Consider the following 17142-nt stretch of genomic DNA (forward strand, 5'->3'; position numbering starts at 1 on the left):
ACATAAATGAAAACAATCAAGGGGGAAAAGGCATGATTAACAAATGGGTAAAGAGTTCGGCAATTGTTCTGACAGCAGCAGCTTTATTTCTGGGAGGATGCTCTCAAGCAGCCAAAACGAATAACACCAGCACACAAACAGCTGCTCCGAACAAAGTTGAAACCAGCAAGGCAAAACCGGTCACGATTAAGGTTCATACCTGGTACAATCTTGAGAATGAGAAACTTGATCTCGTAGCACAGGAATTTGAGAAGCAGCACCCGGATATCAAAGTCGAATTTGTATCGGCAGGAGACAATAATAATCTTGAATCCTTGAAAAAAATAGATTTGGCTGCAGCTTCAAGTGAAACGATGGACGTCATTATGCTTGCATCCTCAGCGGCATACGTGCAGCGTGTGGAGCTTGGAATGTTCGAGCCGCTTGATGAATATTTGGACAAGGATGACCTTGTCTTTGATGATGAATATGTCGTGAATACGCAAGTAAAAGAAAAAATTTATGGTCTGCCAGGGAAATCAGTGAGCTTCTTCGTTGCCATTAATGCAGATCATTTGGCTGAAGCGGGACTGCCGATTCCGACCGACTGGACTTGGGATGAATATCTTGAATATGCGAAAAAGATGACGAAAACGGATGGCGCTAAAAAACGCTACGGCACGTATTTCCACACATGGACGAATCCGTATTCCATGCTTGCATTGCTGACTCAACCGGAAAATGCATACCTTGTTACCGATGATGGAAAATCAGCGAATATTACGAATCCATTTATGCAGAAATCGCTGGAAATTCGTTTGCAAGCGGAGAAAGACAAGTCAGCAACGCCTTATGCGGAAGTCATTAGTCAGAAGCTCAACTATCGTCCACAATATTTCAACCAAGATGCGAGCATGATAGCGACAGGTACATTCTTCCTTCCAGAGGTAGGTGGGACAGATAAGGTGCCGGCGACGTTCAAGACTGTTTTTGCGCCCTATCCGAAAGTAAACAAAGAAGATCCGAATAGTACAACAGTTTCATCAGATATACTTGCGCTGTATAGTAAATCGAAAAACAAGCAGGCAGCCTATACGTTCATCCGTTGGTTTACGACAGAGGGACTCATGGTGCAGGGCAGAAACATTCCATCCTGGAAAAAGGCTAATACCGAGGAAATTTTAGATAAGATTATTGGGGCAACTGCGAATCCAGAAATGATTGATAAGGAATCTGCATTGAACTTTTTCAATAATAGTGTCATGATTCCGGCTAAAAATCCACCGGCATACTCAGCAGAAGTAGAGAAGATTATGCAGGAGCAATTTGATTTAATGCTGCTGCAGGGTCAGGGTATCGACAAAACGATGAATACCGCACAGGAAAAAATACAAAAGGTTGTTGAATCGTATCAATAATTATTGATCTGGATTCTAGCGTGCACGATGTAGAAGCTATTCTGCATCGTGCACTTTCTGTTTGAGTTGGATGGACAATAACTGAAGCAAATTTGTTTTCAAATAGAAAAAAAATTGCCCTGTATTTGATATTGATGCTCTTTATAATGAAGACATAGACGAACAACAAGAGGTGATTCAATTGGAACAAGCATTACAAGAAACCGGAGCTGCAACGAATAGGGTTCCACAAAAAAGAAAAAAGAGATTTATGCAGGACACGTTAGCAGGGTATTTGTTCATAGCACCCATGCTAATTGTAGCCACAGTCCTTACGATTATTCCGATTCTACTCTCAGGGATCATTAGCTTTACGGATTGGAACTTTATTGCAGGCTTAAAAAGCATCAATTTCATTGGATTCGCTAATTATATTAAAATGTTCTCTGATGAAAACTTTCTGAGGTCGTTAGCCAATAACTTTCTTTTAATTTTTGTTATACCAGTCTCCTTATTTATTTCATTAATCTTGGCAGTTCTGATTAATAAAGCAACCTATTTTAAAAGCTTCTTTAAAGTCATTTATTTCATGCCATTCATATCTAGCTTTGTAGCGGTAGCCGTTCTATGGCGAGTGTTGTTTCATCCGACGAGCGGACCCATTAATAGTTTCCTTATGTCGATCGGAATTAATCATCCGCCAGCTTGGCTGGCAGATCCGAATTTTTCTCTCCTATCCGTTATGATCATTATGGTGTGGGCGGGAATTGGCTTCGAAATGATTATCTTTATGGCGGGATTGCAAAATATCCCCTCAGATCTCTACGAGGCAGCTGACATTGATGGCGCATCGAAAATTCGTCAGTTTTTCACGGTAACTATACCGCTGCTTTCACCAACAACGTTCTTCCTGCTTATTACCGGTATTGTCGGCTCCTTTAAGGTTTTCGACCTGATTATGATTTTAACGAATGGCGGACCTGCAGGTTCAACGTCAGTTATCGTATTTTACCTATATGAAGTCGCTTTCATTCAATTGAAATCAGGATATGCATCGGCGATTGGTATCGCACTACTTCTCTTAATTCTGGCCATCACAGTCATCCAATGGATCGGACAGAAGAAATGGGTAAACTACTAGGGGGATTCCTATGAGCTCGTTACGTATTAGACGTATCATTGTTACTTTATTCATGAGTATCGCAGGTATAATGTTTATCATGCCTTTCATTTGGATGATCTCCGCATCATTTAAGCCAGAGCTTGATGTACTTGCTTATCCGATCAAATGGATTCCAGAAACATGGAACGCCGTTGAAAATTATCGGGAGGTTTGGTTCGGAGCACTTCCCTTTAGCTTGTATTATTGGAATACGATTAAAATTACGTTCTTGACTACCGTGTTCTCTCTCATTATTTCAGCTATGGCCGCCTATGGCTTCTCAAAAATTACGTTTAAAGGCAGAGACCTATTATTCATTGTTATTCTTGCAACGTTCATGATTCCGACTCAAGCGATATTGGTACCGCAATTCATTATGTTTCGTTGGCTCGGATTGTTTGACAATCATTTGGGATTGGTGCTGCTGAGCAGCTCCTCGGTTATCGGGACTTTCCTGCTGCGTCAATTTTATATGAGCATTCATAACGAGATTATCGAATCGGCACGTATAGACGGCGCGAACCATTGGACTATTTTTGTGAAAATTACGCTTCCATTAGTAAAATCTGCATTGGCTACCGTAATGATTTTACGTTTTATCTGGACTTGGAATGACTATCAGAATCCGTTGATCTTCATCCGATCAGACCATTTGTTCACGCTTCAGCTAGGTATGACTAAGTTTTCAGACGTGAACGGAGAGTTTTATTCTCTCATGATGGCAGGCGCTGTATCCGCAATCTTGCCGCTGCTCATCATCTTCATTATTGGGCAGAAGCAAGTCATTGAGGGTGTGGCCTCAGGAAGTGTCAAAGGTTAGCAAGAAATAGAAAGAACTTAGGGGGAAACAATATGTTTAGAAATTGGTTGAAGAGCTCTGCGGTCGTACTAACGGCTGCTGCAATGCTTCTAACAGGCTGTGGTTCATCAGCAGGAAACAAGGCTGGAAGCGATGGAGCACCTGTCGAGATTAAGGTTCACACTTGGTACAATCTTAAAAATGAAAATTTCGATATCATCAAGCAGGAGTTCGAGAAGCAGTACCCGAACATTGAAGTAACCTTTGTGTCAGCAGGTGACAACAATGCTACTGAGGCTGTGAAAAAAGTGGATTTGGCTGCAGCATCTGGAGAAAATATGGATGTTATTATGTTCTCCCAGCCATCCTTTTACGTACAAAGGGTAGCACTAGGCATGCTCGAGCCGCTCGATGATTATTTGAATAAAGATAATGTGAAATTTGAGGACGAATATTCCGTTAATACGTTAGAAAAGGGTAAAATCTATGCTTTGCCAGGAAAATCTGTCAACATGTTCGTTGCTATTAACGAGAACCATCTCAAAGAGGCGGGACTGCCAGTCCCAACGGATTGGACATGGGATGATTTTCTTGACTATTCCAAAAAATTAACTAAGCTAGACGGAGAGAAAAAACGTTATGGAACGTACTTCCATAGCTGGACGAATCCGTATTCCATGATTGGTTTAATCAACCAGCCGACAAACGCGTATCTTGTCACGGATGATGGCAAATTGGCGAATATAACGAATCCGATTATGAAGAAATCGATGGAGGTTCGCTTGCAAGCAGAGAAGGATAAGTCGGCGACGCCTTATGCTGAAGTTATCAGCCAGAAGCTGAACTATCGTCCGCAGTATTTTAATCAAGATGCAAGCATGATCGTAACAGGAACGTTCTTCATTCCTGAAACGGGGGGCACAGAGAAGGTGCCAGCCGCATTCAGAACGGTATTTGCACCTTACCCGAAAATAAATAAAGATGACCAAATCACAACCTCTGCCTCAGCTGATATTGTGTCGATGTACAGTAAGTCCAAGCATAAAGAAGAAGCCTACACGTTTATTCGTTGGTTTACTACTCAGGGACTTGTGGTCCAAGGCAGAAATATTCCGTCGTGGAAAAAGGCCGATATGAATGAAGTTTTAGATAAGATTATCGCAGGAACATCCAATTCTGAAATGATCGATAAGGAATCAGCGCTGAGCTTTTTGGAAAACAGCAAGATGATTCCAACTATCAATCCGCCAGCGTTTTCATCAGAAGTAGAAAAAACGATGCAGGAAGAGTTTGACAAAATGATGCTTCAAGGTCAAGATGTCGATGCAACACTGAATACTGCACAAGAGAAAATTCAAAAGCTAATTGATTCGAATTCATAATCACATTGCTGGAGCGGCCTTTATGGCGCTCTAGCTTTTGTCACGTTATAGAGAGTGAGGAAGCAGGGATGAAATTTAATTTTTTTCGTAAATTGTCGCTAAGACAAAAGCTGATTGCGACATCCATCGGTTGTTTGATGGTTCCTACCCTTGTGATGCTTTATAACACCAGCTTTTTCTCACAGCAAATCATACGCGAGCAAGCTCTGAATAGTGCGAACCAGTCTCTCAGTATTGTGCAGTATCAAATTCATGGAATTATTGAAGAGATGGTCGAAGTATCCAATAGAGTTCAATTTAATGATGAGCTAAAGAGCTTGCTGCAAAAACCCGACGAGCCTTTAGTTCAGTTGTCGGTTACTATCCTGCTTGAGCAGATCGCGAGTGCTCGCCCGGATATACGCCTTACACTGCTGACTAAGGATGGACGTTATTACTCGAATTATTCCTATTATGAATTTGCTCCAACGTCGTTTAGGCAGCAGCCATGGTTTGAACAAATAGCGAAGCTGGCCCCCTTTGAAACGTTATATTTGGGTGTACAGCCTAATTATTTAAAGCTGCAGGCAGAGGAAGATCCTTATGTCATTATGACTGCGCGTGCATTGACTGAATATACGTCAGAGCCGCTTGCTTATTTGATTGTTAGCCGTACGGAAAATACAGTTAGCGATATTATTGATCATTTGGCAGAGGATATATTTTTGCTCGATCAGAATCAGCAAATTCTGTCCCATCGTGATGAGGATAATATTGGAAAAAATTTCAATGCTCTAATATCGACAAGCACCAGCGTAACGCCTGAAATCATTCATTTGAATGGAGAAAACCAGATCTATGTATCGCTGCCCGTTCATTATGCAGATTGGTCCTTGGTAAGCTTGGTGCCATATGAGCAGCTAACCGACAAGGTTAATGGGTTTTATCGCTCAGGACTGCTGCTGCAAATCGTATTTGCTGCGGGATTTCTATTAGTTCTCACCTATCTGCTCAGTAAGTTTACTAAACCGATAAAGGTTTTAGGTGATGTAGCTCTTAGGGTAGAGGCAGGCGATATGCAAATTCGATCGAATGTGAGGGCGGGCGACGAGGTTGGCCGACTTGGGAAATCCTTCGATCATATGCTTGACCGGATCTCTGAGATGATTGAGCAAGTAAAGCTGGAGCAGGAGCTTAAGCGGCAAGCAGAGCTTGCGATGCTGCAGGTTCAGATTAATCCGCATTTTTTATTTAATGTACTAAGCTCCATACGCTTAAAGCTGCTTATGAAGGGCGATGAAGAAAATGCCGAGTTAGTCGGATCGTTATCCTCGCTGCTGCGAACGACGCTCTCTTCCCAGCAGGAGTTTGTGCCTTTGCTTACGGAGCTTGAAATTACGCAGCAATATATGGATCTGATGAACTTTTCTTTGCGGCATCAGATCGAGTCAACGATTGAAATCAAGGATGAGCTGCATATGGAAACCGTGCCAAGGTTTATTCTCCAGCCGATCATTGAGAACTGCTACAAGCATGGCTTCTCGAAGCGAGGCGGCTTCATTTCCATCCGTGTAGAGAAGACGAGAGAAGCTTTGCACATTTCAATAGAGGATGATGGTGCGGGTATGACTGTAGAAGCCTTGGAACGTGTAAATGATCGCTTGCAGCCTAGCAAAAGGGAAATTATGGAGAGATATGCTCGAAATGAAGGGACTTCGGCGGGGATTGGACTTACGAATGTTTACGAGCGGCTTAAACTAATTTATGACGATCAATTCCAGATGAAATTGGAAAGCGAATATCAAGTAGGAACGAAGGTTGTGTTCGTTCTGCCAACGTCTATCATGGAGGGAAATCATCATGTATAAAGTAATCATCGCAGACGATCAGATGCCTGTTCTTGAATATTTGCAGGCCAAGCTTCCTTGGCAGGAGCTTGGGCTGGAATTGTTAGCTGCCTGCTCGGATGGAGAGGAAGCACTCCATGCTTGCAAGAAGCTGCCGCCTGATATATTAATTACCGATATTGGTATGCCAATTATGAACGGCTTGCAATTAATTGAAGAAGCACGCAAGCTAAATCCTGGTCTAAAAACCGTTATCTTATCCTGTCATGAGGAGTTTCATTTTGCGCAGCAAGCGGTAAAGCTGAATGTAAATGACTATATACTGAAGGAAACGATGCGGATTGAACAGTTAGTAGACATACTATCGCAGCTTATTACACAGCTTCATAAGGAAACGACGATTCAAAACGATCATCAGAAGCTGCAGGCGGTGGTCTCCCTTGGCCTTTCATCTTTAAAATCAACCTTCTTGCAATCGTTGATCGAGCAGCCTGTATGGGATGAGGGGGAGTGGGAGAATCGTGCTCTGAGCTTAGGCATTCATTTGAAGGCGGGTTATCGATACCTGCCGGTACTTTGTACGCTGGAGAGATTTTTGGATATAGAGGAACGCTTCGGAGGCGCACATCAGGTGCGATTTGTTGTAGAAAATGCTTTGCAAGAATCTGTTCAAATCGCAGATCACGTGGTTCTGACTCTTAATGAGAAGACCTATTTCATCCTCTATCCGTATCCCAAGACGATTAAGGTCAACCTTGTGGACAGCATAAACGGCGAATTGCTTGAAGTACAAAAGATGCTTCGCCGCAATGTGAAGCTTGGTGTCTCTTTCTATTTAGGCGAAAGCTTTGATTCCATGCTGACATTCAAGAAGCAGATTAAATCGATGCTGGGCATCAAGACGCTGAGATTTTATTCAGGGGAAAATCGTATTCTTAAGGTTCAACCTACGGAGACGTCGGAGGATGAGCTATTCGTTCATTATATTGATGCGATAAATGATATTAGAAATGGCATTCAATTGGAGGATGAGGAGCTTCTGAGAAGCACGGTCAAGAAGTGGCTCAGCCTTATTGAATTGCAAAGGTATCCGGTTGATTCTGTACGGGGCTGGGTGCTGAAGATCGTCTCGGATATTGAGCTCAAATACTCAGTCATGCATCATTTTTTGACGAATTATAGTGCAGAATTGCTGCAGCAAAAAATTTATGCTATAGACACGCTGGAGCATCTAGGCCATTGGTTGTACGATTTCTTGATCGCGAAAATGGATTCGATAAGAGGGAGCAAGGATCAATCCATTCGCAAAGAAGTAGCGGAAGCACAACGATATGTCCACATGCATCTAAAAGAGAAAATCGTTATGGATGAAATGGCGCGCAGACTAAACTTAAACCCAACGCACTTTAGTCGAATTTTCAAAAAAGAGACCGGTGAAACGTTTGTAGAGTTTGTTACGAAACGAAAGATGGAGAAGGCCAAAGAGCTGCTGGACACTTGCAGCCAAAGTATAGAGCAAATTGCTCAAGAGCTTGCCTATGACAATGCCAGCTATTTCAATAAGCTGTTTCGTGCATACTCCGGCATGTCGCCGAATGAGTATCGCAAGAAGATATAAGGCTTGCTGCCTGCGGATAAGCACACATAGGTGCTTATCCGCATGAAACAGCAGGCATTCTTGTGTGTTAAGTACATTTTGATCATGCTAGGAAGGTTATGGAGAATCAATAATCAAAAATGATTCTCCTAATCCAACTATTTTCTCCCTCGTTTACATTTCAAATCGAAGAAGCAAACGATACAATAAGAAGAGATGTTTGTTTCGCAATACCTCTAGGGGGATGTTAATATGGGTGCAGGCAAGCTGGAGATTTTGGTCGTCGACGATGAGCCCAAGCAAAGGCGGGGCCTAGCCGCGATGGTTCGCTCTTTACGGCCGGATTATAAAGTTCATGAGGCGAAGAATGGCAAAGAAGCACTTGAGCTTGCACGAAGCCGTTTGCTCGATATTGTGTTTACGGATATCCAGATGCCGCTCGTTAACGGGTTGGATTTTCTGAAGGCTTTGAACAATACGGGTACTAAAATTCCTAAAGTTGTTTTTGTAAGCGTATTCCACGAATTTGATTACGCGCAGCAGGCGCTTAGGCTCGGGGCAAAGGATTATTTGGTCAAGCCGGTCATTACCGAGCAGCTTGAGCCTATTATATCTGATTTGGAAATGCAGCTTAATCAGGAAAGCAGTCTTCAACTCGAGAAGAAGAGCTTAAATGATCAGCTCGCTCATACAATGCCCGTCTACATGGAGCATTTACTTTATAAATGGATGACCCAGGAGCTGCAGCCAGCCCAGTTGAATGAAGTGAGGCAGCATTTTCCTCTGCAAGGACATGGAACGGTCCTTATTCTCGAAACAAAATCTAAAGATCGAATTGAGCATGGGCCAACACTCGAATGGACGAGTATATTGAAGCGAGCGATTTTGCAAACGTATTCGAATTTTGCAGAGACGCTGATGGTTGCACCCGAGCATGAGAAGGATCTGCTTTATGTTATTGCCGTATGGAAGAGCAATATATCCAGCTCGGAATGTTTGGAAAATCTTCGAAAAACACTCGCTCAGCTAGAGAGTATATATAGTTGTTCTATTAGTGCAGGAATTGGGTCGGAATCGTTCCAAATCGATGTGGATATTCGGGCAAGCTGCGACAGCGCAAGAACAGCGCTGCAATATTTGTACTATTTTCCAGAAGGCAAGTGGCTGAATGCCACTGAATTGCAAGAGCTGCTGGAGAGAAGCTCTCCTCCTCAGGTTACAACCAAAGATACCGATGCTCTGGAGAAGGCAATAACAGAGAACCATCTGGAGAGTGCTGTCTGCATCCTTGCTTCTATTTTAAATAAATCAGCAGAGGCTTACCCCACCCCTTTCCGACTAAAATGCAATGTCACACAGCTGCTCTTGACCTGCTTGAAGCGTGTCGAATTTATGATAGACGGTGAAGTGTACCGCGTGCTCAGCAATCGAATCGATTTGGAGCTGTTACCTTCCTCCTGCTTTCGAGAAACTCAGAGCATCGCGGCAGAGCTGCTTGCTGGCATTATGAAGCAAATTAAAAAAGATAAATCATCCCGAAGCGAGATGATCATGCAGAAATGCCGGGAGTACGTCGAGGAAAATCTGCACGAGGATTTAGGACTTGAGATGGTAGCGCAGCGGTTCTTCTATAACTCTTCGTATTTTAGTATTTTGTTCAAAAATAATATTGGTCTTTCCTTTACCGATTTTCTTGTGAAAACACGAATGCAGCGAGCACGCAGCTTATTATTGCAAACAGAGCTGAAGATTGCTGATATCGCTAGGCAAGTCGGCTATAAAGACATTAAGTATTTCAATAAGGTTTTCAAAAAAATGTTCCTGTATCCCCCTGAAGAATTTCGTAGAATGTTCTCATCCTAATTAAAAGAGGCCAAACCGATGCACATCCTGAGAAAAATAGCTGAGCTGGGCTCCAATGTGAAATTCCGGGTCAAGCTGCTCGTATCCTATTTTGTACTGGTAAGCTTTATCATTTTAATTCTCGGGTTTGCCTATTACCAAATCAGCGCACAAAACATGTTATCCAATGTTAGGGAAAGTCTTGGCAATGTCGTCATTAACAATAATCAGCTCTTGGACGATAAGCTGCAAGCTATTCGTGACAAAAGTGAAATGCTCCCGATTGATAATGAATTGTATGAAGTCATTACAGAGGTGGATTCATCTGATAACGAATCGCTTATAAAAGCAGATCGGAAAATTACACAAATTTTGTTGAAATATTTCGGTGGTGATACGGACATCTATTCTTCATTTATACTGACGCCAAAATACAACTTCGGGAATACCTCGGTCATGTTCGTTATGCCAGAAGGATTCTTTCAATCCTCCTTGTTTGATAAGGCGCTCGCCGGTCAAGGCGATTTGGAGTGGATTCCAACCTATCGGTTCGCCGAAACGTTAGGCGAGAAGGACATGTCTAATTTGAGCTTTGAATTTGATAAGCTGGTGTCGGCAGTGAAGATGTTGAAATTAACCTATATTGATGAAAACGGGATTTTCCATACCTTGCCGCAGACGATAGAGAACCCCATCTTGATGATTAATTTGACGACCGATTATGTTGAAAGACTGTTCGCTGATTATGCGCGGCAAAGTGAATTTCAACATTTGTCTTATGGAATTGTCGATGAGAAGGGGAGCGTTGTCATTGATTCTGATGCGAGCAAAGCGGCTAGTCAAGGCCCGCCTCCCTGGCTTGAAGAAGCGATGATGATGAAGACGGGTAGTATTCAGAGGACGATTGACGGCGAGAACGTAGTCATTAGCTTTAGCCGTATGGATAGCACGGGCTGGCTGTCCTATATTAAAATTCCCGTAGTCGATGCTTTGCAAGACCTGAATGCTCTGCGCAAATATTCTACCTTATTTCTAGTGATTATGCTGCTGGTATCGATTCTGCTCGCCTATATGATGTCGGTGTATATTACGAAGCCGATCAGTCGAATTAAAAAGGCGATGAAGCTGATGGAGCGAGGCAACTTTCATATTCATATTCCAGAGCAGGGGCGTGACGAATTCGGTCACTTAATTCGAATGTTTAATCATATGAACGGTCGAATTCAGACATTAATAGAAGAAAATTATGCATCGCGCCTTAGAGAAAAGGACGCTGAGCTCATGGCGCTGAATCTCCAGCTTAATCCGCATTTTCTCTACAACACGCTAACAACGCTATACTGGATTGCAGTAGAGAACAATCAGCAGGAGATGAGTCTCATTATTCATAATTTGGCGGATATGCTGCAGACATCAACACGAAATAAGAAAGAAACCTGGCAGCTGCGAACCGATTTGGACTGGCTGAACAAGTATATTTATATTATGTCGAGCCGATTTGAAAATTTGCTGCATGTTCAGATTGATGTGGAAGAAGCGCTTCAGGATATGGAGGTGCCTAAGCTGTTTTTGCAGCCATTTGTCGAGAATGCGATTATTCATGGGCTTGCGGAGAAGGAGCAGGATGGCATCATAAAGATTAAAGGCTGGACGGATGGCGACATGGTTTTATTCTCCGTCATAGATAATGGAGCTGGTATTACGAAAGAGCATATTGATCAGATAAAGTCAGGCAAGCTCCGCTCCACAGGCATGCCTAACGTGGAGAAGCGGATCAAGCTGCTGTATGGCTTGGAGTATGGCATTGATATTTCTTCCGCTGAAGGGAGCGGTACGACGATTTTAATTCGTATGGGGCTGAATGTCGGGCAGCATGAGCGGAAGGAAATTGTGTAATTCATGGAAGGAGGGGAACGGCTCGTGAGAGACAAGCGCGGAATTATTGTCCTTCTGATAGTTTGCGCGATGCTGCTCTTAGGAGGCTGCCAAGCGGCGAACAGTACAGCGCCTGACATTGGGCCGAGCCATGAACAGGCGGATAATGGCAGAGAGCAGGTGATTTTGACCTACGCTTCCTGGGGCACATTGAATGAGAAGGAAGCTAAGGAACGGATGATTACGCAATTCATGGAAAAGTATCCTTGGATAACGATCCAACACATCCATGAGCCGGGTGAATATATTAAGAAGCTTACGACGATGTACGCCAGCAACAAAGCTCCTGATGTGTTTATGCTGTACAAGCATACTGCGCTGCAATGGGCCGAGCAAGGGAAGCTCTATAATTTGAAAAAATTTTTGGAAGTGGATGCAGAGATTAACGAGGATTCTCTTATCTCGAATGCGGTCATGTACTGGGAGCGGGACAAAGTCGCAGGGATTAAGGTAGCCGAGGAAGCATTTGCGCTCTATTACAATGCCGATCTGTTTCAGGAAGCCGGCGTTGCACTGCCGCCAGCGAAGGCTGAGAATGCCTGGTCATGGGAGCAATTTCTGCTTGCGGCAAAAAAGCTGACTCTCGATCGCAACGGTCATAATGCGCTCAGTCCGGACTTTGATGTTAATCAGATTACGCAATTCGGCGTGCGCTTTAATTCGTGGATGTGGTATTTGATGGTGCCTTCCAATGATGCCAGCGTCATTTCGCCAGACGGAAGCAAAATGAATTTGGATGACCCTGCTGTAATCGATGCGGTTCAGAAGCTGGCTGATTTGATTTATGTACATCATGTTGCCCCGTCGCCGATTCAATCGAAAAACCTTCCACAGCCTGCGCTTGCGCTGCAAAGCAGGAAGATTGCGATGGATCTTAACGGCCAATGGGTCCAAATTGATCTAGGAGCGGCGAATGTGAATTACGGCGTTGGTGTACTGCCGAAGCTCAAGACAAGCAAGACGATTCAGTTTGGTGAGCCCTTGGTTATGTCCTCAACGACGAGACATCCCGAAGAAGCATGGCTTTTTTATAAATGGCAGCTCGATGCGGAAAATTCGATCGATTTGCATAGAGGCGGGTTGTGGATGCCGCTGCTTAAGGATTATTACACGAAACCGGAGCTGATTGCGCGTTGGGCTGACCTAAATCCGGGCCATCCGGCCGGCTATCAGGATGCTGTGATGCGTCAGACGATTCAGAACGGGGTTAACTCGTACGATTATTATCTCAAAAACAATGAAAATATTAATGCGGTTTTGCAGCCTGCGCTTGATCAGGTATGGCTTGGAAAGAAGAATGTGAAGGAAGCTTTCGAGAGCGTAGCGGACAAAATGAAGATTGCTTTCCGCGGAACATACCCCTAATGTAAGAATACTGCAGTAAGCTCAGACTAACTGCACCTTTATGGGCCCTATTAATCGGGGCTTCTTTTTTTTGTCTTTGTATCCAATGATATTCACCGGAATCCAATGATTTTCCGTATTGTCCCACCTGTAACCGATTGCTACGATAGAGGCGTCACGTTATGAAAGCGATAACAAATTAGAAAAGGGAGGCGAAAGAAACATGAAAAAAGCGTTTAAACTTATTTTTACAGCATGCCTATGTACAGCACTCGTTGTAGGCTGCAGCAATAACGGAGGCAATGATGTTGGCAATAAACAAATCTCTGAGGCAGGTACTGGTGGAGGAGCTGGCAGCGGTGAGAAAGTGAAATTAACGGCTCTTGTCGTGAAGCACCCACTCACGAAGCCGCTCGCTGAAATGGAATGGCTGCAAAAGGCGGAGGATGCTGCGGGGGTAGATATTGAGTGGCAGGAGATTACAGCAGACTGGGATCAGAAAAAAGGCACAATGCTTGCGAGCAGTGATACGCCAGACTTATTTGTAGGAGCGAATGTGATTACAGACGCTGATTTTGCACAATTTCAAGGTCTATTCCAGGATTTGAGCGAGCTTGCAGAAGCTGCGCCAAACGTACAGGAGATGTTCGCCTCCAAGCCAGATACGAAAATTATTGCGACGCAGCCCGATGGCAAAATCTACGGCTTGCCTAAATACCAAAGGTTTTGGCCGGGCTCCGCAACAAGACAATATATTAATCAGACCTGGCTGGATAATCTAGGTTTGAGCATGCCGACGACATGGGATGAGCTGTATGACGTGTTGGTCGCGTTCAAAGAAAAGGATGCGAACGGCAACGGTGATCTGAATGATGAAATTCCGATGGATTGGCCGGGAGGCATTGGCGGTTTTTTTAATCCGGCAGTTCTGCTAGGCGGGATGGGCATTACGCTGACAGATGGAAGCGGACAAGGTTATTTTGTTGAAGATGGCCAAGTGAAAAACTTTTTGACAGATGATCGGTATAAGAAAATGGTCGTATTCCTTAATAAGCTCTACAAAGCAGGCTTGATTAATTCTGAGGTCTTTACTCACGATTATACGAAATTCCAGTCGGTTGCCCGTGGTGAAGGAGATGCGGCTAAAGTAGGCTTCACTTGGGGCTGGGTAGCATCAGATAGATTCGGCGAGCAGCTGGCGCCGCAATACACATCCATGAGTCCACTTAAAGAAAGTGCTGGCTATTCAGGTGAATTATCTTGGAGCTATGATTTTGCAACCTTGAACTATGGGGTCAATCAAATTGTTATGTCAGCCAAAACAAAAAATAAAGAAGCTGCGATGAGATTTATTAACGAATTATATAATCCAGAAGTGAGCATGCAGGTTTTGTTCGGCTCGCTAGACACGAATATTAAAGATAATGGCGACAGTACCTACACCGTGCTGCCGCCAGCCGATACGAAGATGGACCCAGGAACTTGGAAATGGACATCTACTTGGGCAGATAATGGTCCGATGTATATTGCCGACTCATTGAATTTAACGCTAGGTAAAGATATGCAAGAGGTGCTTGTTCAATCAGAGCCGTTAAAGGATGCCCTAGATGTCGATACCGACAACGATGTGTTCCCCGGCATGTTCATCAAGTATACGACCGCAGACAATAATACGATGAGCCTCGGCAATACGAACATTATGAATTTGGCCAACACTAGCTTTGCCAAATGGGTGACCAAGGGCGGTATTGAAACACAATGGGATGAATACGTGAAGCAAAGCAAAAAAGCTGGCCTGGATCAAAACCTGGAAATTATGCAGAAATATTATGACGACTACATGAGCAAAAAGTAACAACATCACTTGATGGAAGGAGCTATGCCGCTCTTAGACAGGGTATAGCTTCATTCTCAACAAAAAGGGAGATTATCCTATGGGCTCTCGGAGTGTTTTCCATACCTTCAAACGAGATATTCATTTGTGGCTAATGGTATTTCCAGCTATAATCGTCATCATTTTATTCAACTATATCCCCATGTACGGCATTCAGTTGGCATTCCGGGATTTTGACTTCAGCAAGGGCCTTACGGGCGGGGAATGGCGAGGCTTGTTTTATTTTAAACAGTTTATGGACAGCTTCCTGTTTACCGACTTGATGAAAAACACGTTTTTGATTAGCTTCACTTCGATCATTGTCGGCTTTCCCGCACCGATCCTATTGGCTCTGGTTCTTAATCAAATTCGCAGAAAAAAAATGAAGAATCTTATGCAAACAACCGTTTATTTGCCTCACTTTATTTCGATTATCGTACTGGTGGGTATGCTGAATGTGCTGTTATCTCCGGAAACAGGCATTGTCGGTTATTTGATGAAATCCATCGGTTTAGGAGATATCAACCTTCTGGCATCTACCTCTACGTTTATACCGGTCTATGTGATCTCGGATATTTGGCAGCACTGCGGTTGGAACAGCATCATCTATCTAGCTGCGCTGTCGACGGTTGATCCCCAGCTCTATGATTCTTCGAAAATAGATGGAGCGAGCAGATGGCAGACGATACGGTATATCGATTTCCCAGCGCTTATTCCGACCATCGTTATTCTGTTTATTCTTAGTATGGGGAATATACTCAGTACAGGCTTCGAGAAAATATTTTTAATGCAAAATTCGTTGAACCTGCCGGTGTCAGAGGTTATCGCCACATACGTGTATAAGATCGGGATTGTATCCAATCAGTTCAGCTATGCCTCGGCTATTGGTTTGTTTAATACGCTGATTAACTTTGTCTTCTTGTTTGCAATGAATGCCATCTCAAAGAAAGCTTCCAATACGAGCTTATTTTAAAATATAGGAAACGATATAGCTTGCTGTAGAAGGAGGAGTGAATATGGGGGGCAGCCGTATAAACGGTAGTGAAATATTATTTCGAATCGTATTATTTATGATGTGTACGTTAATTTTTTTGTCCATTATTTATCCGCTTTATTTTATTGTCATTGCTTCTATTAGTGATTCCACCTTGGTGTCGACCGGGAAAGTCTTGTTTATGCCCAAAAACATCAGCTTCTTCGGATACGATCAAATACTGCAGGATGATCGCATTTGGGTAGGCTATCGCAATACGATCTTTTATACGTTTGCAGGTACGCTTGTTAATTTGTTGGTCACTTTGCCGGCAGCCTATGTGCTGTCCAGACGTGAATTTCCTGCAAGACGATTCATTATGCTCGCATTTGTCATTACGATGTTTTTTAACGGCGGTTTAATCCCGACTTATTTGCTTATGAAGGACCTGCATCTAACCAATACGCTGTGGATGTTTATTTTACCGTTTTGTGTGAATGTGTTTTATCTCATCATTGCGCGCTCGTTCTTTGAGTCATCGCTGCCATCTGAATTGTATGAAGCGGCTGCAATCGACGGCTGTTCTCATTTTGCGTTTTTTATTAAAGTTGCGCTGCCTCTGTCCAAAGCTTTGATCTCCGTCATTGGTCTTTATTATTTGGTCGGGCATTGGAATGATTTCTTTACGGGATTAATTTATATTCGGGATAATAAATTACAGCCTTTGCAAATCGTGCTAAGAGATATTTTATTATCGAATCAAGTTTTTCAAAACGGAGCAGGAGCGGGCGGAAATGCAGGCGGCTATGCCCAAAAATATGCGGATCAAATCAAATACGGTGTGATTATCGTATCTACGCTGCCGATTTTAATGATCTATCCCTTCTTGCAAAAATATTTTGAAAAAGGTGTTTTGATTGGCTCGGTTAAAGGCTGATAGATGACGGTTCCAAAGCCACTCGAAAGGGGTGGCTTTTTTTTATTTGTGCAGTTATGATAGCTTTTTGATGAAATATTATTGAAGGGATTTTTT

At 43.3% G+C, this 17142-nt stretch carries 12 protein-coding genes; all 12 read left to right on the forward strand.

The genetic code is table 11. The features are described from left to right. The first annotated feature begins 32 nt into the window (after positions 1 to 32). Positions 33 to 1397 (forward strand): extracellular solute-binding protein, encoded by a 1365-nt coding sequence (locus tag MHI37_RS11165; protein WP_076339451.1) that lies wholly within the window; start codon positions 33 to 35, stop codon positions 1395 to 1397. A 250-nt stretch (positions 1398 to 1647) separates the two neighbouring features. After that, positions 1648 to 2517 (forward strand): sugar ABC transporter permease, encoded by an 870-nt coding sequence (locus MHI37_RS11170; RefSeq protein ID WP_083676530.1) that lies wholly within the window; start codon positions 1648 to 1650, stop codon positions 2515 to 2517. A 10-nt stretch (positions 2518 to 2527) separates the two neighbouring features. After that, positions 2528 to 3358, forward strand: a complete 831-nt coding sequence (locus MHI37_RS11175; RefSeq protein ID WP_076339453.1) for a carbohydrate ABC transporter permease — start codon at positions 2528 to 2530, stop codon at positions 3356 to 3358. A gap of 32 nt (positions 3359 to 3390) precedes the next feature. After that, positions 3391 to 4719, forward strand: a complete 1329-nt coding sequence (locus tag MHI37_RS11180; protein ID WP_076339454.1) for an extracellular solute-binding protein — start codon at positions 3391 to 3393, stop codon at positions 4717 to 4719. Between the two features lie 68 nt (positions 4720 to 4787). Further along, complete coding sequence (locus MHI37_RS11185) at positions 4788 to 6566, forward strand: sensor histidine kinase (protein WP_076339455.1); 1779 nt, start codon at positions 4788 to 4790, stop codon at positions 6564 to 6566. Next, positions 6559 to 8163 carry a helix-turn-helix domain-containing protein gene (locus MHI37_RS11190; protein ID WP_076339456.1) on the forward strand — a complete coding sequence of 535 codons (1605 nt, stop codon included), beginning with the start codon at positions 6559 to 6561 and terminating at the stop codon, positions 8161 to 8163. The genes MHI37_RS11185 and MHI37_RS11190 overlap by 8 nt, the downstream gene beginning before the upstream one ends. A gap of 231 nt (positions 8164 to 8394) precedes the next feature. Continuing rightward, positions 8395 to 10005, forward strand: a complete 1611-nt coding sequence (locus tag MHI37_RS11195) for a response regulator (RefSeq protein WP_076339457.1) — start codon at positions 8395 to 8397, stop codon at positions 10003 to 10005. 18 nt (positions 10006 to 10023) lie between these two features. After that, entirely contained in the window at positions 10024 to 11880 is a 1857-nt protein-coding gene (locus tag MHI37_RS11200; RefSeq protein ID WP_076339458.1) for a histidine kinase, read from the forward strand. Positions 11881 to 11904: 24 nt separating this feature from the next. Then, positions 11905 to 13284: a sugar ABC transporter substrate-binding protein gene (locus MHI37_RS11205; RefSeq protein ID WP_256710693.1), complete on the forward strand. Its 1380-nt coding sequence runs from the start codon at positions 11905 to 11907 to the stop codon at positions 13282 to 13284. Positions 13285 to 13486: 202 nt separating this feature from the next. Next, positions 13487 to 15118 carry an ABC transporter substrate-binding protein gene (locus MHI37_RS11210; RefSeq protein WP_076339460.1) on the forward strand — a complete coding sequence of 544 codons (1632 nt, stop codon included), beginning with the start codon at positions 13487 to 13489 and terminating at the stop codon, positions 15116 to 15118. A gap of 79 nt (positions 15119 to 15197) precedes the next feature. Then, positions 15198 to 16109 carry an ABC transporter permease subunit gene (locus MHI37_RS11215; protein WP_076339461.1) on the forward strand — a complete coding sequence of 304 codons (912 nt, stop codon included), beginning with the start codon at positions 15198 to 15200 and terminating at the stop codon, positions 16107 to 16109. A gap of 43 nt (positions 16110 to 16152) precedes the next feature. Continuing rightward, positions 16153 to 17046: a carbohydrate ABC transporter permease gene (locus MHI37_RS11220; RefSeq protein ID WP_076339462.1), complete on the forward strand. Its 894-nt coding sequence runs from the start codon at positions 16153 to 16155 to the stop codon at positions 17044 to 17046. The last annotated feature ends 96 nt before the right edge of the window (positions 17047 to 17142 follow it).

The sequence above is a fragment of the Paenibacillus sp. FSL H8-0548 genome, assembly GCF_038630985.1.
Classification (GTDB): domain Bacteria; phylum Bacillota; class Bacilli; order Paenibacillales; family Paenibacillaceae; genus Pristimantibacillus.

Bases quoted from the DNA above. Each gene is read 5' to 3' on its own strand.
- MHI37_RS11165 (WP_076339451.1), top strand. From the start codon at position 33: ATGATTAACAAATGGGTAAAGAGTTCGGCAATTGTTCTGACAGCAGCA.
- MHI37_RS11170 (WP_083676530.1), top strand. From the start codon at position 1,648: ATGCAGGACACGTTAGCAGGGTATTTGTTCATAGCACCCATGCTAATT.
- MHI37_RS11175 (WP_076339453.1), top strand. From the start codon at position 2,528: ATGAGCTCGTTACGTATTAGACGTATCATTGTTACTTTATTCATGAGT.
- MHI37_RS11180 (WP_076339454.1), top strand. From the start codon at position 3,391: ATGTTTAGAAATTGGTTGAAGAGCTCTGCGGTCGTACTAACGGCTGCT.
- MHI37_RS11185 (WP_076339455.1), top strand. From the start codon at position 4,788: ATGAAATTTAATTTTTTTCGTAAATTGTCGCTAAGACAAAAGCTGATT.
- MHI37_RS11190 (WP_076339456.1), top strand. From the start codon at position 6,559: ATGTATAAAGTAATCATCGCAGACGATCAGATGCCTGTTCTTGAATAT.
- MHI37_RS11195 (WP_076339457.1), top strand. From the start codon at position 8,395: ATGGGTGCAGGCAAGCTGGAGATTTTGGTCGTCGACGATGAGCCCAAG.
- MHI37_RS11200 (WP_076339458.1), top strand. From the start codon at position 10,024: ATGCACATCCTGAGAAAAATAGCTGAGCTGGGCTCCAATGTGAAATTC.
- MHI37_RS11210 (WP_076339460.1), top strand. From the start codon at position 13,487: ATGAAAAAAGCGTTTAAACTTATTTTTACAGCATGCCTATGTACAGCA.
- MHI37_RS11215 (WP_076339461.1), top strand. From the start codon at position 15,198: ATGGGCTCTCGGAGTGTTTTCCATACCTTCAAACGAGATATTCATTTG.
- MHI37_RS11220 (WP_076339462.1), top strand. From the start codon at position 16,153: ATGGGGGGCAGCCGTATAAACGGTAGTGAAATATTATTTCGAATCGTA.